The following is a 19966-nucleotide window of genomic DNA, read 5'->3' as shown; positions in this document are numbered from 1 at the left end:
CGGCCGATGAAGAACGACCAGTTGCTCGCCCAGATCACGGAGTTCTGCCGCCACTCGGACATGGCGGAATCGACGTTCGGCCGGCGTGCCGTCAACGACGGCAAGCTCGTGCAGCGGCTGCGCGAGGGCAAGCGCATCACCATCGACACGCTGGATCGCATCCAGGCCTATATCGCGGCCTCCACCGGCACCCTGCCGCCGCCGCGGCTCGACGTCGTGCCGGAGAAGCGCGATCCCAAGAGCAATTTCCGCTTCTTCGAGAACCGGCAGAAATACCTGCTGTTCGTGCACACCTGCAGCGAGAAGCGGGTGGTGGCCGAGCGCGTCGGCCTCGAGCTCGCCAGCATCCATCCGCGCCCCCCGGCGCTGCGGCTGTTCGACGCCGGCGTTGGCGACGGCACCGTGCTGTCGAAGGTGCTGCGCACGATGCACGGCCGTTTTCCACACATTCCTTTCTACGTCGCCGGCAAGGAACTGAGCCTCGAGGACGTCCGGCTGACCTTGGAAAAGGTGCCGGACCGCCTGTTCGAGCATCCGGCCTCGGTGTTCGTGTTCACCAACATGAACTATGCCGAGGCGCCGTGGCTGACGCCGGCCTCGCCGTCGGTGGCGGCGTCGATGATCTGGCACGAGGTCGTGCTGCAGGGCGATTCCTCGGGAGATTTCGAGGCCCAGATCACGGCCCTGAAGCCGTTCCTGGAGCAGAACTGGCGCGCCAACGTCTCCCAGCGCACCGGCATGCCGGTGTATGAGCGGCCGATCGCGCTGGTGCTGTACCGCGAGGATCACCGCTTCCTGCTCGACAACATCATTCCCAGGGCAGGGCGGGTCGAGGCCAATTTCGACCTGATCATCGCCTCGCAGCCCTATCGGGCCCGCTCCTCGGTCAATTTCCGCGCCAAGCGCATCATCGCACCGCTGGCGCGGGCGCTGAAGCCCGGCGGCCGTCTGATCGGAATCCACTCCCACGGCCAGGATCCGGGCCTGGACATCATCCAGGCGGTGTGGCCCGGAGAAAATCCTTTCTCGGTCAGCCGGCATGAGCTATTGCGCGCCGTCAAGTACGAGTTGGGCTCCAGTGGGCGAGACTTAAATTTTAACGCCTATGCGGACAATCGCTCGATTTTCAGGTATGAGATGGAGGCTCTGCCCAACGAGGTCACCGGTGCGATCGGAACCTCGACGGCCTTTGCAGCCTGGAACGCGGCGGTGTATGTCGCGCAGATCGAGGAAGACCGCCTGACCGAGGTGGCCCACTCGTCCCGCGCGCTCGACGCCGCCAGAGAGGTCCTGCGAAAGCACAACGGGCTGTGGTTCTACGACGAGTCCTACGTCATCTCGCGGCGTCGCGATTGACATCCTGGGATCAGGAAACTTGGGATCAATACAAACGACCGCCGTGGGCGGCGAAGAAGGGGTTGCTTGATGCGCGCGTCATATCTGTTCACCTCGGAGTCGGTGTCCGAAGGCCACCCGGACAAGGTCTGCGACCGAATTTCCGACGAGATCGTCGACCTGTTCTACCGTGAAGGACCGAAGGCCGGCATCGACCCCTGGCACATCCGCGCCGCCTGCGAGACGCTCGCCACCACCAACAAGGTCGTGATCGCCGGTGAGACCCGGGGGCCCGCCTCGGTCACCAACGAGCACATCGAGCACGTTGTCCGTGAAGCGATCAAGGACATCGGCTACGAGCAGGCAGGCTTCCACTGGAAGACCTGCGACATCGAGATCCTCTTGCATCCGCAGTCCGCCGACATCGCGCAGGGCGTCGACGCCCTGCAGCCCGGCGAGGTCAAGGAAGAGGGCGCGGGCGACCAGGGCATCATGTTCGGCTACGCGACCAACGAGACGCCCGACCTGATGCCGGCGCCGATCTTCTACGCGCACAAGATCCTGCGCCTGATCTCGGAAGCCCGCCACTCCGGCGTCGAAAAGGTGCTGGGACCGGACTCCAAGAGCCAGGTGACCGTGCAGTACGAGAACGGCAAGCCGGTCGGCGTTCGCGAGATCGTGGTGTCGCATCAGCATCTGGTCGAGGACATGACTTCGGCACAGGTCCGTGAGCGCGTCGAGCCCTATGTCCGCAAGGCGCTGCCGGAAGGCTGGATCACCCCCAAGACGATCTGGCACATCAATCCGACCGGCAAGTTCTTCATCGGCGGTCCCGACGGCGACGCTGGTCTCACCGGGCGCAAGATCATCGTCGACACCTATGGTGGCGCGGCCCCGCATGGCGGCGGCGCCTTCTCGGGCAAGGATCCGACCAAGGTCGATCGTTCCGCCGCCTATGCCGCGCGCTACGTCGCGAAGAACATCGTGGCTGCCGGCCTCGCCGACCGCTGCACCCTGCAGCTCGCCTACGCGATCGGCGTGGCGCGGCCGCTGTCAATCTACATCGATACCCACGGCACGGGTAAGGTGTCGGAGGACGTGCTGGAGAAGGCCGTCGCCCAGGCGATGGACCTGACGCCGCGCGGCATCCGCACCCATCTCGACCTCAACCGTCCGATCTACGCGCGTACCTCGTCTTACGGCCATTTCGGCCGCACGCCGGACAATGAGGGCGGCTTCTCCTGGGAGAAGACCAACCTCGTCGAGGCGTTGAAGCGCGCTGTGTGATCCATACGTCCATCTCTCCCCGCGCGCGGGGAGAGATGACAGCCGATGCTCCGCATCGGTGTCGTTAGATTGAAGACGGCGGCAGAAGGCCGCCGTTGCCTCTCCCCGTGAGGAACGGGGAGAGTGATCTGGACTGCGCCTCGACGCGTCTCTCTTCGTTTGTCACGACCAGTTTCGAATTCATCCGACCAGGAACCCCACATGACCGCCAAGCCAGGTTTCACCGACTACATCGTCAAGGACATGTCGCTCGCCGAGTTCGGCCGCAAGGAGATCTCGCTCGCTGAGACCGAGATGCCCGGCCTGATGGCGACGCGCGAGGAGTATGGCCCGAAGCAGCCGCTGAAGGGCGCGCGAATCGCAGGCTCCCTGCACATGACCATCCAGACTGCCGTGCTGATCGAGACGCTCGCCGCCCTCGGTGCCGACATCCGCTGGGTCTCCTGCAACATCTACTCGACCCAGGATCACGCCGCTGCCGCGATCGCCGCCGCCGGCATTCCGGTGTTCGCCGTCAAGGGCGAGACCCTGGTCGATTATTGGGACTACACCGCCAAGCTGTTCGACTGGCATGGCGGCGGCCATCCCAACATGATCCTCGATGACGGCGGCGACGCCACCATGTACGTGCATCTCGGCCTGCGCGCCGAGAACGGCGACACGGCGTTTCTCGACAAGCCGGCCTCCGAGGAAGAGGAAGTGTTCTTCGCGCTGCTGAAGAAGCAGCTCAAGGAGAAGCCGAAGGGCTACTTCGCCGCCATCGCGCAGTCGATCAAGGGCGTCTCCGAGGAGACCACCACGGGCGTGCATCGCCTGTACGACATGCAGAAGGCGGGCACCTTGCTGTGGCCGGCGATCAACGTCAACGACAGCGTCACCAAGTCGAAGTTCGACAACCTCTATGGCTGCCGCGAGTCGCTGGTCGACGGCATCCGCCGCGGCACCGACGTGATGATGTCGGGCAAGGTCGCGATGGTCGCGGGCTTCGGCGACGTCGGCAAGGGCTCGGCCGCCTCGCTGCGCCAGGCCGGCTGCCGCGTCCTGGTCTCCGAGATCGATCCGATTTGCGCGCTGCAGGCGGCGATGGAGGGCTACGAGGTGGTGACGATGGAGGACGCAGCCCCGCGCGCCGACATCTTCGTGACCGCCACCGGCAACAAGGACATCATCACCATCGAGCACATGCGCGCGATGAAGGATCGCGCCATCGTCTGCAACATCGGCCACTTCGACAACGAGATCCAGGTCGCCTCGCTGAAGAACCTGAAGTGGACCAACATCAAGCCGCAGGTTGACGAGATCACCTTCCCCGACGGCAAGCGCATGATCCTGCTGTCCGAAGGCCGCCTCGTGAACCTCGGCAATGCGATGGGCCACCCGTCCTTCGTGATGTCGGCGTCCTTCACCAACCAGACCCTGGCGCAGATCGAGCTTTACGCCAACAACAAGGACGGCAAGTACAAGAAGGAAGTCTACGTGCTGCCGAAGTCGCTCGACGAGAAGGTCGCGATGCTGCACCTCGCCAAGATCGGCGTGAACCTCACCAAGCTGCGTCCCGACCAGGCGTCCTATATCGGCGTCAAGCAGGAAGGCCCGTTCAAGTCGGACCACTACCGCTACTGATCGCAGCGCTCACGCGCGGCGGAGACGACGAAGGCCGGGGCATCGCCCCGGCCTTTTGTTTGTCCAGCTCCGTTCAGCCGCCCGCGCGCATCGCGCCGTGGCCGCGGTGATAGTTGCTGGACGACGGCCAGGGCCAGTCGGCCAGCCGCGTCCGGTCGGGCTCGTAGATCTCGACGCGCAGCGGATGGCAGGCGGCGGCATCGCTTGAATGCGTCGCGCCGCAGTCGCCACCCGGGCAGGCCGAGAGCGCGCCGAGCAGGTCGATCTCGGCCAGGAATTCGATGTAGTCGCCGGGACGCACCGGGCTCGCCTTCATGAAGTACTGGTGCGTGTCGCGGCTGAAGCCGGTGCACATGAACACGTTGAGCACGTCGTGGACGTGATGCTCGACCGCTCGCGGATCCGCGTTCAGCTCGGCGGCCAGCGCACGCGACAGATTCGAGTGGCAGCAGAAGTCGTAGCTGCCGCCGCTGAGCAGGCGATTGGTGTAGGGATCGCAGCGGGTGCCGATCACGTCATGGATGCCGGCGCCGTCGGCGTCGAAGCCGTACCAGCCGAGCGTGTCGTGACTGATCGTCGCCATCGGCCGCAGGTTCGGCATGGTGCTCCACAGCCGATCGCCGGTCGAGACGTGCGTGGCATGCAGCGCGCGCGTCTTGCCGCTGAAGAAGCGCTCGGACAGGTCGTCGGCATTCCACAGATTGAGGTCGCCGACCTGCGGGCCTTCTAGGCTGACGATCCGGAAGAACTGCCCACGGGCGACTCGAAAGCTGCGCGCATCGCGCGGCGGCACGATCACCTCGTCGATCTTGCTCATCGTCTGCCGCGCTGCATCGAGCATCGTCATGTCCGGTCGCGGCAGAGAGTCGGCGGGATAGACGATGGCAGGACGGACTGCGCGCCTTGCGGCGGCATCAGCGGGCTCGGGCGGACGACGAGATGGCATGCTGTTCTCAAGCGACGGACGGGACAGCCGTCAGCATAGCGCCTCTTGGCCGCTTCTGTCCCGGATAGGAAGTCGCGGGTCGATCACGCCGGGGGAGCGACGTCAGCCGGTCCGTCGCGAGCCCAGCGCCGAGGCGCGCACCGCCTTCGCACGCTTGGCGGCATGATGCTCTGACCGCGCTGCGATCCGCTTATGCTTCTTCGTCTCCGCCGCCGCGAGCTTCACGGCCGGCGTGCGATGCTTGGTGTATTCCTCGCCGTCGACAGGGCCGACATGCGGCGGGTCGCGGTCGAGATAGGGGCGTCCGACGCCGAAGCTCTTGCCGTTGGCGTCGACCCATTTCCACAGCTGCTCGGTCGCAACCCAGCGCTGCGCGCGCGTCGCGCCGTTGACGCTGACGATGTCGGCGGCGAGGCCGTGGCCGTAGCCGCCGCGCAGGCTGCCGCCATGATAGGAGCGGTTGCTGGCCGCCTTCAGCCCGCTGGCGATCTCCTGGCGATAGTCGTCGCGGAAGCCGCTGGTGATGCCGGGCGCGAGGCCTGCCGCTTCGGCGGCGTGCAGGGCATGAAACAGCCTCAGCTTGAAGCCGCGATCCATGCCGCCGATGACATAGTCCGCCATGCTGCGGCCGACGCGCTCGGCGGCCTTCGGATCCTTCCAGGTGAAATCATTGTCCACGAGCCTGGTGAAGCTGCGCGTCACCTTCACCATGCGACCCTTGCGCTTGACCGTGACGACGCGCCGCTCGGTCTCCCTGATCTTGTCGAGCTTCGGCGCGCGCTCATACAGCGCAAACAGATAGCGATCGACGCAGGCGTCGATGTCGGGGCACTCGTCGAGGATCTCGGTGCGATCGGCGCTTGCTACCGTAGACCTGGGCATTTCGCCTGACGTCGTCGGCAATGCGGCCTCTTCCGCAGGTAGCACGGCCGATGGTGCAATCGATGCCGTCGTCAGCGCCGTCTCTGACGAGAGCGGCGGGGTGGTCATCGGCTCGGCGGTCGTCGAGGCCGTGACCTCCGCGATGACCGGCGTCGTCGTTGCCTCCGGTTCGGCGGCGCCAGCTGGCCAGGCGATGACGCAGCCTGCGAGAACAACCGATCGGCACAACGCACGCGTGGTGAACTGCTGCGAGCTCATCATCCGGCCTCCCCAAGATCCGTGCTCCTGCAGGCAAGAGCGGTCAGGCATCCGATACCTGCGATTGTTCGGCGCTTGGGCGCGAGGTGCAATAACACAGCGGGCGTCGTCGGCAGCTTTTGCGGGAACTGTGGCCCGCGCGCAACGATCAGAGATTGTGAGTTCCGTGTGTCCCCGATGAGTCCGTTTGGCGTTGGACACCGCGCTGCGTCGTTCGGCGCAGCAGCTTGTGCCCCGTCAGCATGGCGCGGGCGAGGTTCTCGCGCTGCAGACGGCTCACCAGTACGACGCCCGCGACATGCAGCACGACCAGGGGGATCAGGAGATACGACGTCACCTCGTGGGTGTCCTCGACCCACCAGAGCCCGAAGAAACGCACCGTGACCTGCATCGCGCCGGACACGGCGGAGACGATCAGCAGCAGCAGCAGCGCCAGCTGCATGGCCGTGCCCGCGGGGTTGAGCCCGAGATAGCGCCCGGTCTTGCCGCGCCGCAGATTCCACAGATAGATCGGCGTGGCGCGCAGCCGGGCGCGGAGACTGCGAAAGCGCGAATGGCGCGTGCCGATGATGCCCCAGATCAGGCGGAAGGCGAGCAGCCCGAGGATCGCGTAGCCCGCCACCCTATGCAGCCCGTCATGGACGTTCGGCGTGACCCAGGCGATCAGCACCAGCACGGCCAGCATCCAGTGCCACAGGCGCAACGGAAGATCCCAGACCAGCACGGTCTCTGCCTGGTCTGGTTTCTTCGCGCTGGCTCTGGGAGCTGTGCCGTGCATGGCCGTCAGATCGCAGCGTGCAGCGAAGCCGCACGCAGTCCCGATTACTTGGCGACCGTGTGCTTCAGGCTCAGATCTTCCGGGCTGTAGAACAGCTCGTAGAGCTTGCCTTCCTTGACGCCGTAGACCTCGTAGCAGGAGCCTTCGATCTTGGAGCGGCGCACCTCGTAACCCAGCGCCTTGGCTTTCGCCTCGGCCTCGGCCGCCGGCTTCCACTGGGCCTTGTCGAGCTTGGTGCAGTCCTTGTAGCCGTCGGCCAGGGCCGGCGAGATGGCGAAGCCGGCGAGTGCGGCGCCGAGCAGGGCGGCGGTGGTCAGTCTCATCAATCCCTCCAATGAAGCAAAATCAAACACGATGCATCGTGGCTCCAGTGGAGACGGCAATGGCGCGAATGTGTCAACGGAGCGGCAGCTGGAATCGCTCTTAGAGGACTTCCAAATTCGTCCCGAAGCTGCAAAACAAGGGGCGCCGCGCTTGCCACCGCATCCGCGACGTTACGTCTCGCTCATCACTTGAAGCCCAGTGCCTTCCGCCACACCGCCTCGAAGTCGGACGCCGAGATCTCTCGCGCGGAAAATCCGCTGATGGCATTGATCTCGGAAAGCGACAGAATCGCGCCTTCCGGCATGACGTCGCGCCAATTCGCCTGAGCGAAACTGCAGGTCTCGAGCCGTCCGTCGGGATACATCCTGATCCACCGGATCGGACAACGATCGCGGTCGAGCTCGCCATAGCACTCGATTTCGGTATCGCCGTCCGGGGGATTGATCGTGTGCATGTAGCTGTGCGGCGGTCCGACCGACGGCGGCGGCGGCCGGGAGCGAAGATGGTTGATGAAGTCCAGCGCGGCTTGTTGGCTTTCGGGGGACGCGATCCAGCTCGTCTCCTGCTCGCTCAATCCCAGCGTCGCAAGGAGCTCGGTGACCAGGAGCGCGACGCCATGTGTGGCGAGTTCGGCGCCATCGATGAAGGCGGTCGGTCCCGTCGCGCCGAAATGCTCGATCTGGTGACGCATCTCCATCAGCAGAACAATGCGACCGGACCCGAGTCTAAGGAGCAGGCCTGACGCGTCGCCGAGCCCGCCCTCCTGCCATGCCTCGACCGTCCAGCCGTGGCTTGCCGCGAGCTCCGTCAGCCGTCGGCTTACCGTCACGATGGCCATGTCGACGGTTGGAAAGCGATAGTCGAAGATCTGTTCGGCGGGCGTCATGGAAGGGCTCGTCATCGAATAGGCCGGAGGTGCCGATGCTGCGCACATCGAACGCAAGGGGAGAATGGTGATCGGCGCAGCACGCCATTGTAACGGGATGGGCACGCGGATCGTCAACGCCGGCAAGGTGCTCCCTGGACGACGCCTCCGATCTCTGACAAGATCACCGGCATGATCTCACACGTTCACCTCGCAGGCGCGGCCCTAGGGCGCCGAATTACCGACCCGGCCTGATCGGTCGGGCCGGGCGATGCTGCCTGCGAACTATCTGTGAACGTGTCGAGCGCCCGAGCTGGCGCCGGAGGTCTTTCATCATGTCCCCGAACCCACCCACGCTGCACCTGGTGTGCGGCAAGATCGCTGCCGGCAAGTCGACGCTCGTGGCGGAGCTCGGCCGGCGTCCGGCCACCGTTGTCCTAGCCGAGGACGACTGGCTGGCGCAGCTCTATCCGGGCGAGCAGACCAGCCTTGCCGACTATGTCCGGAATTCGTCGCGGCTGCGGGCCGTCATGGGGCCGCATGTCGTGGCTCTGCTGCGTGCTGGCGTCTCGGTCGTGCTCGATTTTCCGGCCAATACGCTGGCGAGCCGTGCCTGGATGCGCGGCCTGTTCGAGGCGGCCCGCGTGCCGCATCAGCTGCATCATCTCGACGTCCCCGACGAGATCTGCAAGGCGCGGCTGCGGGCGCGCAATGACGAGGGGCGGCACGCGTTCAATGTGACGGAGGAGGAGTTCGATCTGTTTACGTCCTACTTCGTGGCGCCGACGGCCGAGGAAGGGTTCGACGTGATCCTGCATCGGCCGTAGTTATCAGCCCGCGTAGCCGGATGAGCGGCTTGTCCGGGCTACGCGGCCGTTGCTAATCGCTCCATAGCCCGATCCTGAACCTCCGGTTCTGCCGGCCCTTGTTGTCGACCTTCAGAATCCGGATGCGCCGCGCCCGCGCCGTCGAGACCAGATGCGTGCCGCCGCAGGCTTGTCGGTCGAGGCCGTCGATGTCGACGATGCGGATCAGGCCGTCGGCCTGGCGCGGGGGGGCGACAGATTTGGCGCGGAAGAGTCCGGCGGTGGCTTGCGCGGCATCGTAGTCCATGTCGAAGGTGGTCACCGGGCGGTCGTCGGCGATCGCGGTGTTGACGGTGTGCTCCACGGCGCGCAGCTGCTCCGGTGCCACCTTGGGCAGGTCGAAGTCGACGCTGAATTCGTCGCTGTCGGTCATGCGGACGCCGGTCAGCAGCGCGCCGTCGAACAGCGTGTAGACCGCACTGTTGACGAGGTGGGCGACCGTATGCTGCTCGCACATCCGCTGGCGGAAGGCGGCATCGACGCGCAGCTCGATCGTTCCGTCGGGAATGGCATCGTCCCCGATCAGGTGCCAGATGCCGTCAGCGGTCGGCTCGAAGCCCACGACGTCGCGCACGATCCCGTTCCACGCGATGGTGCCGCGGTCCGGCAATTGGCCACCGCCGCCCGGATAGAACGGCGAGTGCGCCAGCAGCACCGCTCCAGGACGCGCGTCCAGCGCGGTGACGTCCAGCGTCCGAATCTCGGGATGATCGACGGCGAAGGGGCGCGGAAGAAGTTCGGTCATGCGAACCGGTCGCTGTCTTTGCCCGGATGAGCGCGGCGACATCCGGGTTCACCGAGATAGCGCGTGAGATCCCGCATGTCGCTGCGCTCATGCGGGCTACGATCGTGTCCAGACATACGCAGGATCGCGGCTCCGCGCAACTTGCGTCGCGCCGCGCTTCACCGGCACGCCGCGGCCGTGAACCACGCCATGCGAAATGCACCGTCGCGCAGGCGCAGGCAGACGGTGTCGCCGGGCTGCAGCCGTTCGTACAAGGCCTGCGCCACATGGGCGTCGGTCGCCGTCGCAAACGGTCCCCAGGCCTCCAGCGTGACGCGATAGGTTGCGAGCCGGCTGTGGCCGACATGCTTGCCGAGAACGCGGCTGCGCAGCAGCGCCGGCGCCGAGCGGTCGAGCGCGGCGTTGAACTGGCCGAGCGTCCCGAAGGCATAGGCGCCGACGAACAGTGCCGCGACCAGCAGCCGCCAGCCGCGGCGGCGGAGCTGGGTCTCGAAGCGGGCGGCGACGATGAGGAAGACGAGGGCGACCGCGATCGCGAACGCCGTCAGCGGCAGCCAGCTGACGAGGTTGAGGTCCGACAGCGTGCGCGCGGCGAGTGTGCCGGCTGCCACGATGCAGCCGGTGCCGAGATTGGCGCCGTAGCCGGAGCCGAGGCCGATGCGGAACCGGTCCGGAAAGCGCAGGGTGAGGACCAGCGCCAGCAGCGGGATGATCGTGACGACCGCAATCAGCTGGCCGGCCGGAAAGCTCGGGAAGAGCGACCAGGCCGCGAGCCCGATGGCTGCGACCGTAAAGCCGAGGGCAAGGCGTTGCGCCTGCACGCTCCCGCGCTCCCGGCTGTGCTCGTCGCCGGGCCTATGGTCGCTTGGGTAGGGGGCGTTCATCGCGAGGTCCATCTCCATGCGCGTGACCCGCTGATCGCGGAGGCGGGTCGACCGACGATCAACGCGCCGCCGATTTGACAGGGGCGGGCAGGGTTGCGACTGTTCGTGGCCAGAAGCAAGAAGCTGGACCAGGGAACGCCAGGAAAGCGCCATGTCAACAGAGGCGATGTCAACAGAGCATGTCGACGTGCTGATCGTCGGCGCCGGGCTGTCCGGCATCGCCGCTGCCTATCATCTGCAGCACAAATGCCCGGCCAAGCGCTTTGCGATCCTGGAGGGGCGCAGCGCGATCGGCGGCACCTGGGACCTGTTCCGCTATCCCGGCATCCGCTCCGACAGCGACATGTACACGCTCGGCTATTCGTTCAAGCCCTGGACGGATCCGAAGGCGATCGCGGACGGGCCGCAGATCCTGAAATATGTCAGGGACACCGCGACGGAGAACGGTATCGACCGCCACATCCGCTTCAACCATCGCGTCGTCAGCGCGGCTTGGTCGAGTGCGGACGCCCGTTGGACCGTCGAGGCCGAGCGACAGACGGAGCAGGGCACGATCGAGAACGTGCTGATGACCTGCGGCTTCCTGTTCATGTGCTCCGGCTACTACCGCTACGAGAACGGCTATCTGCCGGACTTCAAGGGCATGGCCGAGTTCAAGGGCCGTATCGTGCATCCGCAGGCCTGGCCTGAGGATCTCGACTATGCCGGCAAGCGCGTCGTCGTGATCGGCTCCGGCGCCACCGCCGTCACGCTGGTTCCGGCCATGGCCAAGACCGCGGCCCATGTCACCATGCTGCAGCGTTCGCCGACCTATGTGGTATCGCGCCCGGCACAGGACGCGCTCGCCAACAAGCTGCGCGCGCATCTGCCGGCAAGCCTGGCCTACCACCTGATCCGCTGGCGCAACGTGCTGTTCGGGATGTATTTCTTCCAGCTCAGCCGGCGCAAGCCGGAACGCGTCAAGCAGCTGATCCTCGGCGGCGTGCGCGCCGCGCTCGGCGCCGACTACGACGTCGCCACCCATTTCACGCCGCGCTACAACCCCTGGGATCAGCGGCTGTGCCTGGTGCCGGACGGCGACCTGTTCAAGACCATCCGAGAGCAGCGGGCCTCGGTGGTGACCGCCGGGATCGAGACGTTCACCGAGCGCGGCCTGCGCCTGTCCGATGGCCGCGAGCTCGAAGCCGACGTCGTCGTCACCGCGACCGGGCTGGTGCTGCAGGTGCTCGGCGGCATCGAGGTGATCGTCGATGGCCGCAAGGTCGATTTTGCCAGGACGCTGAACTACAAAGGCATGATGTATTCCGACGTGCCGAACCTCGCGGCGACGCTGGGCTACACCAACGCGTCCTGGACGCTGAAATGCGACCTGACCTGCGAGTATGTCTGCCGTCTGCTCAACTACATGGACCGGCACGGCTACCGCCAATGCGTGCCGCACAATGACGACAGCAGCGTCACGCCGCTGCCGTCGCTGAGCTTCAGCTCCGGCTATGTGCAGCGCTCGATCGCGGACCTGCCCAAGCAGGGCTCGAAGCGGCCGTGGCGGCTGTACCAGAATTACGCGCTGGACATCGTCTCGCTGCGCTTCGGCAAGGTGGACGACGGCGTGATGCGGTATTCGTGAGGAAGAGAATCTCGCGGCCTGCGCTGCTGCTGTGAGGACAGGGGCCTCATGGTTCGAGACGGCGCTGCGCGCCTCCTCACCATGAGGGTGAACATATCGCCGCGCGACCGATCCTCATCCTGAGGAGCCCGCCGAAGGCGGGCGTCTCGAAGGATGGCTGCAGGGACGGTGTGGGCCAAGCTCCTTTTCGCCGCGATCATACGGCCTCGTATAAGCACTCACCGCTCCGCCGCGCCCTCGCGCAGCGGCGCGCGGCTGAGCTCGTTGCCGGCGGCGATCGCCTTCTGCATCAGACGCACCAGCTCCTTCGCTTCGGCCCTGGTGAGGCCGCGCACCATCAGCCGCTGCGCGGCCTCCACCGCAGGGGTGATCGCGTCCAGCGTCCGCCGGCCGTTCTCGGTGATCAGCAGCTCGCGCGAGCGGCGGTCGCGAGCGCTCGCGCGGCGCACAACCAGACCCTTCTGCGCCAGGCGATCGATCACGCCGGTGATGGTGGTGCGATCATAGGCGATCAGGCCGGCCAGGGTGATCTGGTCGATGGCCGGATTGGCGGCGATCGCGGCCAGCGCGGCGTATTGCACCGGCGTCAGGTCGAAGCCCGCCGCCTCCACCTCTGCCAGGAACACCGCCACCGCGATCTGCTGAAACCGCCGCGCCAGGTGCCCCGGCATGTCCTGCATTTCGCTCACCGTGAATCTCCCGCCTTGCCTTGACAAGCATACTGATGATCAGCATACTGATCAATAAGGAACAACGCGGGAGGGCGCGACATGCAATTCCATCTGAATGGATTCCAGCCGGGCGACCCCGAGATTGCGGACCCCGATGAGCGCGTCGCCAGCCACGGCGCGAGCGGTCCGCTGCCATCGGAGGTCGACGTCCTGATCGTCGGCTGCGGGCCGGCGGGGCTCAACCTCGCCGCCCAGCTCTCCGCCTTTCCTGACGTCAAGACCTGCATCGTGGAGCAGAAGCCGGGCCGGCTGCTGCTGGGCCAGGCCGACGGCATCGCCTGCCGCACCATGGAGATGTTCCAGGCCTATGGCTTTGCCGAGAAGGTGCTGAAAGAGGCGTGCTGGATCAACGAGACCACGTTCTGGAAGCCCGACGACGCCAACAGCGCGCAGATCGTCCGCAGCGGCCGCGTGCAGGACGTCGAGGACGGCCTGTCGGAGATGCCGCATGTCGTGCTCAACCAGGCCCGCGTGCACGACTTCTTCCTGGACGTCATGCGTCGCTCGGCATCGAGGCTCGAACCTCATTATTCGCGGCGGCTGCGCGATCTCACGATCGATCGCGCGGCGCCCGCGGGCGCGCATGGCGTGACCGTCGGCTTCGACCGCATCGATGCCGCGCATGAAGGCCAGGTCGAAACGATCAGAGCGCGCTACGTCATTGGCTGCGATGGCGCCCGCAGCGTGGTGCGCAAGGCGATCGGCCGCGAGCTGCAGGGCGATTCCGCCAATCACGCCTGGGGCGTGATGGACGTGCTCGCCGTGACTGACTTTCCCGACATCCGCTTCAAGTCGCTGATCCAGTCGGCCCGGGACGGCAGCCTGCTGGTGATCCCGCGCGAGGGGGGCTATCTGGTGCGGCTCTATGTCGAGCTTGCCAAGCTCGATGTCGGCGAGCGCGTGGCGGGCCGCAACATCACCGTCGATACCCTGATCGAGAAGGCGCAGCGCATCCTGGCGCCGCATACGCTCGAGGTGAAGGAGGTGGCGTGGTGGTCGGTCTATGAGATCGGCCAGCGCATCACCGACAAGTTCGACGACGTGCCGGAGGCCGAGGTGGCGACGCGGCTGCCGCGCGTTTTCATCGCCGGCGATGCCTGCCACACCCACAGCCCGAAGGCGGGGCAGGGCATGAACGTGTCGATGCAGGACACCTTCAACCTCGGCTGGAAGCTCGCGGCCGTGCTGGGCAAGCGTTGCGCGCCCGAGCTGCTGCACAGCTACTCGGCCGAGCGGCAGGCGATCGCTCAGGAGCTGATCGATTTCGACCGCGAATGGGCCGCGATCCTCGCCTCTGCCGCCAAGCAGGGCGGAGCGGATGCAGCGCAGACGCAGGACTATTTCGTGCGTCACGGCCGCTACACCGCGGGCACCGCGACCCACTACCGGCCGTCCCTCCTCACCGGCGACGACACCTTCCAGCAACTCGCTTCGGGCTTCGTGATCGGCAAGCGCTTCCATTCTGCACCCGTGATCCGGCTGGGTGACGCCAAGCCGGTGCAGCTCGGTCACGTGGTCCAGGCCGATGGCCGCTTCCGCCTGTTCGCATTTGCCGGAGCCGAAGATCCCTCCGCGGCTGATTCCGCCATCCGCCGCCTGTGCCGGTTCCTGGCCGAGGATGCAGCCTCACCCGTGCGTCGCTTCACGCCGGCCGGCGCCGATATCGATGCCGTCATCGACCTGCGCGCGGTGTTCCAGCAGGGCCATCGCGGGCTCGCGCTCGAGACGATGCCGGAGCTGCTCAAGCCGCGGAAGGGCCGCTACGGCCTGATCGACTACGAGAAGATGTTCTGTCCCGATCTCAAGGGCGGCCAGGACATCTTCGCGATGCGCGGCATCGATCGCACGGCAGGCTGCCTGGTGATCGTGCGGCCCGACCAGTATGTCGCCGACGTCATGCCGCTCGACGATGTCAGGAGGCTGTCGGCGTATTTCGACGGCATCATGCTGCCGGCCGGGTGAGGGACCATGGTAAACAAAATGCAAACCGCGGCGCCGGATTCCCGGACCTCGCGCTAGCCGGATCCCAACGTTTTGCCGCTACAAGCATGAGTCTCCGGATGGACGATTGAGTGGGTGAGACGTCGAATGTTGATGTTGGCGAACCGTCGCAAGAGCGAACGTCGGCTGTGCAAGAGAATTGCCAAGATACACTACGGCAACGGCAGCTTGCCGCGTGACTGCACGGTGACGGATATTTCGGATGGCGGCGTGAAGGTGGTCGCCGAATTCGTTGAGATCCCACCGCAGTTCACGATCGTCTTCTCGCCCGACCACCAGCGGAAATGCCGGCTGGCCTGGCGCATCGGTTGCGAATTCGGCGCCGAGTTCATCGATTGAGGCGCCCCTCGCGCGGCTGCTTAACGGGACCTTAGGGTTAATCTGCCAGCGTGCAGATCATCTGGTCCCGAAGTAGTTCAGTTGCATGCGTACGCGGCCCTCCTGCTCCCTCCCTCTGCTCCGGCCGGCCGCGTTCGCGCTGTCGTTCGGCGTCGTGCTGCTCGGCCTCGGCGCCTGCCAGACCACCGATCTCGGCGACATCACCGGCGCACTCGGCGGCAAGTCCGAAAAGTCCGGCGGAGCCGCATCCGATCCGCGCGCCGAGCTCGACCAGCTCCGCGAGCGCTTCCGCGCCGCGCCGAACGATCCCGAGGTCTCGCTTCGCTATGGCAGCGCGCTGCGCGCCACCGGCCAACGCTCGCAGGCGGTCGCCGTGCTCGAGCAGGCGACGATCGCCAATCCCGGCAACAAGGCGTTGCTGGCCGCCTACGGCCGCGCGCTCGCCGACAATGGCAATTTCCAGCAGGCCTTCGACGTCCTCAGCCGTGCGCATTCGCCGGAGGATCCCGACTGGCGCATCCTCTCGGCGCAGGGCGCCGCGCTCGACCAGATGGGGCGCAACGAGGAGGCGCGGCAGTACTACATCACCGCGCTCAAGATCGCCCCCGACGACCCTTCCGTGCTGTCCAATCTCGGCCTGTCCTACGCGCTGTCCAACGAGCTGCCGAAGGCCGAGGAGCAGTTGCGCAAGGCAAGCGCAAATCCCGAGGCGAGCCCGCGGGTGCGCACCAATCTCGCCGTCATCGTCGGCCTGCAGGGCCGCATGAGCGAGGCGGAGAGCATCGCGCGAACCGGGCTGCCGCCCGAGCAGGCCAATGCCAACGTCGCCTATGTGAAGAAGATCCTGGTGCGAAGGCAGATGGCGCAGCGCGAACTGACGCCGCGCCACGACCGCCCCGTGGCCGGCCAGCCCGACAAGGCGCTGGCGAAGGCGCTGAGCCGTTCCGACGACTGAGCGCTATTTCGCGCCGAGCAGCCTGGCGATCGGCGCCAGCAGCGAGCTGCGCTGCGGCCTCGCATCGACGCGGCCGGTGAGCCGGTTGGCGATCTCCTGAAACAGCTTCGGCGTGCGGCTCAGCGCTCCGACCTCCGCAATCATCTGGCCGTTGTTGGCGGCCGTGCCGAACAGCTTGCAGTCGAACGGGATCACCGCGACCGGCTCGGCCTCGACCGTCTTGGCGAAGCGCTTCAGGTCGATCTCCGGCCGCTTGGGCATGCCGACCTGGTTCAGGCAGTACAGCGGCGGCCGGTCGTTGGGGCGCGACGCCTTGAGCACGCCGAGCAGGTTCTTGGCGTTGCGCAGGTTCGCGAGATCCGGCTCGGCCACCACCAGGATGTCGTCGGCATTGATCAGCGCGTGGCGCGTCCAGGCCGACCATTGGTGCGGCACGTCGAGCACGATGCATTGCTGCGTCAGGCGCAAGGTGTCGAAGATCGCGTCGAACGCCTCGGCGCCGAAATCATAGACGCGGTCGAGCGTCGCCGGCGCGGCGAGCAGATTGAGATGCTCGGTGCATTTGGCGAGCAGGCGGTCCATCAGCGCGGTGTCCGGCCTGTCAGGCTGGAAGATGGCGTTGGCGATGCCCTGCAGCGGGTCCTGGTTGTAGTCGAGGCCGGCGGTGCCGAACGCCATGTCGAGGTCGATGACCACGGAATCCAGCGTCAGGTCGCGCGCCATGCTCCAGGCGACGTTGTGCGCCACGGTCGAGGCACCGACGCCGCCCTTGGCGCCGACCACCGCGATGATGCGGCCGGTGATGACGGCCTCGGAGGCCGAGAACAGGCTGCAGATCGAGCGGATGATGTCGATGGTCTCGACCGGGCCGACCACGTAGTCGTTGACGCCGCGCCGCACCAGCTCGCGATAGGCGACGCCGTCGGCGGGGCTGCCGATCAGCACCACGCGGGTGCCGGGATCGCAGACGCTGGCGAGATCGTCGAGGCCGCCGAGAATGTCGCCGCCGGGCTTGGTCTCCAGCACGATGACGTTCGGCGTCGGCTGAGAATTGTAGGTCTCGATCGCGCGCGGCATGCCGCCCGCCTTGATCGTGATATGCGCCTTGCCGAGCCTGCGGTCCTGGCTCGCGGCGAGGATCGCGGACGAGGTCTGGTCGGTCTCGCAGAATGCCTGCACCGAAACGCGCGGCACCGGCGCGATGTGATCGTCGAGCACCGGGCCGCTCGGCACGGGCTGCTCATCCTGGCTGTGGCGCGACGCTTTGATCATTTGCCTGTATCGCTGAGCTTGGCCTTGTCGGCATCCGGATAGGTGATCGCCGTCGACTCGCCCTTGCGGTACTTCTCGAACAGCGCGGAGCGGCGCGGCGTGTAGGCGGCGGTCTCGGAGCGCGGCTGCTCGAGGTCGGCCGGGTTGTCGATCATCGCGGCGAGGTTGCGCTGCGTGGCGCAGCCGAAATTCTGATAGTGCTGATTGCTGCTGTAGCCGGGATTGTTGATGTTCGGCCCGAGATCGTCCGGCCACAATCCGCAGGGGCCGGCGACGGCGGCGATCTTCGGATAGCTCAGCCGGATGACGGCGAGCTGCCGCGGGTCGTCCGGCATGGTGTTGCGCATCGTGATGGCGCGCGAGGGCACGCCGCTGGCGGTCAGCATGGCGCGGATGTCGTGATAGACGTCGGCGGCGGCGCGCGCATTCGGCGTGCCGGCAGGCACCTCGGCGACGATGGCGCCGGTGCCCTCGCGCTTCCAGGAGCGGGCGAGGCCGATGACGTCGTCGCGCTGCGGGCCGGTGAGGCCGCCGCGGCCCTGGCCGACGAACACGACGATCGACTGCCGGCCTTCCTCGATCGCGATCGGATGGCGCATCCGGTAGTCGTCGGGGATCGTCGCGACGACCTCGCCGCTGGTGTAGTTGCAGGCGCCGAGCGTGAGCGCGAGGCTCGCCAGCGCGCCGACCCGCCATGACGCGCGCCGTCCGTCGTCTCCAATTGATCCCGACATGATCGTTCCCCCGTGCCCCATGGTCCCCGTCGTCTCAGTCGATGATGAAGCCGAAGCCGGCCGGCTGCCCCGTGGTCGCGTCGACCTTGGCGGCGATGCCGTAGAGCCGGTTCATGCGGCCGAGCAGCGCCGATTCCGAATCGGTCGCCGGCGCAAAGCCGTCATCCGGCCGCGACAGCTCCTTCTGGGCGACGGCGCGCACGACATAGGGCGTCACCATCACCATCAGCTCGGTCTCGTTGTTGACGTAGTCCTGGCTGCGGAACAGCTGGCCGAGCACCGGCAGCTGGTTGAGCCCGGGCAGGCCGTTGACCGCCTGCTTGGTCTGGTTCTGGATCAGGCCGGCCATCGCCATCGAGCCGCCCGAGGGAATCTCGAGCGTGGTCTCGGCGCGGCGGGTGCGGATCGCGGGGATCGTCACCGACGAGGTCGCGCCCGCGCTCAGCGCGTAGGACACGGTGATCGCGTTGTCGTTCGACAGCTCCGAGACTTCGGTCATGACGCGCAGGCTGATGCGGCCTTCGCTGAGCACCACCGGCGTGAAGTTCAGCGAGATGCCGAATTTCTTGAACATGACCGAGGTGCTGCACAGGCCCGTCTTGGGATCGCAGGCGTAGCCGCCGGGGACCGGAAACTCGCCGCCGGCGATGAAGGTCGCGGACTCGCCGGAGATCGCGGTCAGGTTCGGCTCGGCCAGCGTCTTGACGACGCCCGCGGTCTCCATCGCGCGCATCGTCGCCGCCACCGACGACAGGTTGCCGCCGCCGATCGCGGAGAGGCCGTTGCCTGACACCAGCGACTTGCCATAGGCCGTGAACGGGTTGGTCTGGTTGAAGTTCACGACGGCGGTGCCCCAGGTCATGGAGGCGCTGAGATCGATGCCGAGCTGCTTGACGATCTCGCGCCTGACCTCGGCGACGTTGACCTTCAGCATCACCTGGTCGCGGCCGCGCACGGCGATCGAGTTGACGACCTTGTCGGCGCCGCCGACCAGCCTTGCCGCGATCTCGCCGGCCTGCTGCGCCTCGACCGGGCTCGACACCGAGCCGGTCAGGATCACACCGTCGCCGACGCCGTCGATCTTGACGCCGGGAATGCTCTGGCTGAGCGCCTGGCGCACGCCGTTGAGATCGCGCTTGATCGCGATGTCGTAGGCAGCGACCTGCTGGCCCTCGCCGTCGAAGAACACCACGTTGGTCTGGCCGACGGCGGCGCCGATGATGTAGGCGCGGCGCGCCGAGCGCACCACGGCGTTGGCGATCTTGGGATCGGCGACCAGCACGTCCTTGACGTCCTGCGGAAAGTCGACGACCACGGACTTGCCGATGCCGAGCGACATGTAGCGGACCTTCGACGAGCCGACCGACACGACCGGCGTATCCAGCCTGTCCTCGGCGGCCTTCACCGGCGTGATCGCCGGAGTCAGCGCCAGCGCCACGGCTGCCGACATGGAGAGCGCGCGGACGATCCCCATCCCCATCTTTGCGCGTTGATGCCCCGTCATCTTCCCCGTC

General features: G+C 66.5%; 19 protein-coding genes. 8 read left to right on the top strand and 11 right to left on the bottom strand.

Features of this window, described 5'->3' with window-relative positions; translation table 11 throughout:
• Positions 1-6 precede the first annotated feature (6 nt).
• From QXZ94_RS15860 to ahcY, 3 genes are all read left to right on the top strand, one after another.
• Positions 7-1356, top strand: a complete 1350-nt coding sequence (locus QXZ94_RS15860) for a hypothetical protein (RefSeq protein ID WP_315721190.1) — start codon at positions 7-9, stop codon at positions 1354-1356.
• 69 nt (positions 1357-1425) lie between these two features.
• Entirely contained in the window at positions 1426-2622 is a 1197-nt protein-coding gene (metK, locus tag QXZ94_RS15855) for a methionine adenosyltransferase (protein WP_315721189.1), read from the top strand.
• 201 nt (positions 2623-2823) lie between these two features.
• Positions 2824-4245, top strand: coding sequence for an adenosylhomocysteinase (ahcY, locus tag QXZ94_RS15850; RefSeq protein WP_315721188.1), 1422 nt, complete (start codon positions 2824-2826; stop codon positions 4243-4245).
• A gap of 73 nt (positions 4246-4318) precedes the next feature.
• On the opposite strand, the gene QXZ94_RS15845 is transcribed toward ahcY, so the two are convergent.
• The 5 genes from QXZ94_RS15845 to QXZ94_RS15825 form a co-directional block, all read right to left on the bottom strand.
• Positions 4319-5191 carry an urea carboxylase-associated family protein gene (locus QXZ94_RS15845; RefSeq protein WP_315721187.1) on the bottom strand — a complete coding sequence of 291 codons (873 nt, stop codon included), beginning with the start codon at positions 5189-5191 and terminating at the stop codon, positions 4319-4321.
• 102 nt (positions 5192-5293) lie between these two features.
• Positions 5294-6334 (bottom strand): hypothetical protein, encoded by a 1041-nt coding sequence (locus QXZ94_RS15840; RefSeq protein ID WP_315721186.1) that lies wholly within the window; start codon positions 6332-6334, stop codon positions 5294-5296.
• 145 nt (positions 6335-6479) lie between these two features.
• Positions 6480-7109, bottom strand: a complete 630-nt coding sequence (locus QXZ94_RS15835; protein ID WP_315721185.1) for a cytochrome b/b6 domain-containing protein — start codon at positions 7107-7109, stop codon at positions 6480-6482.
• A gap of 44 nt (positions 7110-7153) precedes the next feature.
• A complete protein-coding gene (locus tag QXZ94_RS15830) occupies positions 7154-7432 on the bottom strand; it encodes a PepSY domain-containing protein (protein WP_172112682.1) in 279 nt (92 codons plus the stop codon).
• A gap of 185 nt (positions 7433-7617) precedes the next feature.
• Positions 7618-8319 carry a DUF6881 domain-containing protein gene (locus QXZ94_RS15825; RefSeq protein WP_315721184.1) on the bottom strand — a complete coding sequence of 234 codons (702 nt, stop codon included), beginning with the start codon at positions 8317-8319 and terminating at the stop codon, positions 7618-7620.
• A 314-nt stretch (positions 8320-8633) separates the two neighbouring features.
• Here QXZ94_RS15825 and QXZ94_RS15820 point away from each other — a divergent pair, with 314 nt between their 5' ends.
• The gene (locus QXZ94_RS15820) at positions 8634-9125 is read left to right on the top strand and encodes an ATP-binding protein (protein WP_315721183.1); all 492 of its coding nucleotides are present in this window, start codon (positions 8634-8636) and stop codon (positions 9123-9125) included.
• Positions 9126-9177: 52 nt separating this feature from the next.
• Here the strand turns inward: QXZ94_RS15820 and QXZ94_RS15815 are convergent, their stop codons facing one another.
• Positions 9178-9909, bottom strand: coding sequence for an alanyl-tRNA editing protein (locus QXZ94_RS15815; RefSeq protein WP_315721182.1), 732 nt, complete (start codon positions 9907-9909; stop codon positions 9178-9180).
• Between the two features lie 158 nt (positions 9910-10067).
• Complete coding sequence (locus QXZ94_RS15810; protein ID WP_315721181.1) at positions 10068-10793, bottom strand: hypothetical protein; 726 nt, start codon at positions 10791-10793, stop codon at positions 10068-10070.
• A gap of 166 nt (positions 10794-10959) precedes the next feature.
• On the opposite strand from QXZ94_RS15810, the gene QXZ94_RS15805 reads away from it, so the two are divergent.
• Entirely contained in the window at positions 10960-12420 is a 1461-nt protein-coding gene (locus QXZ94_RS15805; protein WP_315726295.1) for an NAD(P)/FAD-dependent oxidoreductase, read from the top strand.
• Positions 12421-12638: 218 nt separating this feature from the next.
• On the opposite strand, the gene QXZ94_RS15800 is transcribed toward QXZ94_RS15805, so the two are convergent.
• Positions 12639-13091, bottom strand: coding sequence for a MarR family winged helix-turn-helix transcriptional regulator (locus QXZ94_RS15800; RefSeq protein ID WP_315726293.1), 453 nt, complete (start codon positions 13089-13091; stop codon positions 12639-12641).
• 99 nt (positions 13092-13190) lie between these two features.
• Here QXZ94_RS15800 and QXZ94_RS15795 point away from each other — a divergent pair, with 99 nt between their 5' ends.
• From QXZ94_RS15795 to QXZ94_RS15785, 3 genes are all read left to right on the top strand, one after another.
• A complete protein-coding gene (locus tag QXZ94_RS15795) occupies positions 13191-15113 on the top strand; it encodes an FAD-binding monooxygenase (RefSeq protein WP_315721180.1) in 1923 nt (640 codons plus the stop codon).
• Between the two features lie 132 nt (positions 15114-15245).
• Positions 15246-15491: a PilZ domain-containing protein gene (locus QXZ94_RS15790; RefSeq protein WP_172112826.1), complete on the top strand. Its 246-nt coding sequence runs from the start codon at positions 15246-15248 to the stop codon at positions 15489-15491.
• Between the two features lie 85 nt (positions 15492-15576).
• On the top strand, positions 15577-16446 hold the full coding sequence (locus QXZ94_RS15785; RefSeq protein WP_315721179.1) for a tetratricopeptide repeat protein: 870 nt from the start codon (positions 15577-15579) through the stop codon (positions 16444-16446).
• Between the two features lie 3 nt (positions 16447-16449).
• Here QXZ94_RS15785 and QXZ94_RS15780 read toward each other — a convergent pair whose 3' ends face one another.
• From QXZ94_RS15780 to QXZ94_RS15770, 3 genes are read right to left on the bottom strand one after another with little or no spacing between them, the layout of a single operon-like run.
• Positions 16450-17718 carry a CpaE family protein gene (locus QXZ94_RS15780; RefSeq protein ID WP_315721178.1) on the bottom strand — a complete coding sequence of 423 codons (1269 nt, stop codon included), beginning with the start codon at positions 17716-17718 and terminating at the stop codon, positions 16450-16452.
• Positions 17715-18452: a CpaD family pilus assembly protein gene (locus QXZ94_RS15775; protein ID WP_315721177.1), complete on the bottom strand. Its 738-nt coding sequence runs from the start codon at positions 18450-18452 to the stop codon at positions 17715-17717. The genes QXZ94_RS15780 and QXZ94_RS15775 overlap by 4 nt, the downstream gene beginning before the upstream one ends.
• 34 nt (positions 18453-18486) lie before the next feature.
• Complete coding sequence (locus QXZ94_RS15770) at positions 18487-19956, bottom strand: type II and III secretion system protein family protein (RefSeq protein ID WP_172132971.1); 1470 nt, start codon at positions 19954-19956, stop codon at positions 18487-18489.
• Positions 19957-19966: the final 10 nt, after the last annotated feature.

The sequence above is a fragment of the Bradyrhizobium sp. SZCCHNS2022 genome (assembly GCF_032377575.1).
In the GTDB taxonomy this organism is placed as follows: domain Bacteria; phylum Pseudomonadota; class Alphaproteobacteria; order Rhizobiales; family Xanthobacteraceae; genus Bradyrhizobium; species Bradyrhizobium aeschynomenes.
Note: the sequence above shows the minus strand (reverse complement) of the source record. Positions and strands in the feature narration are given on the sequence as shown.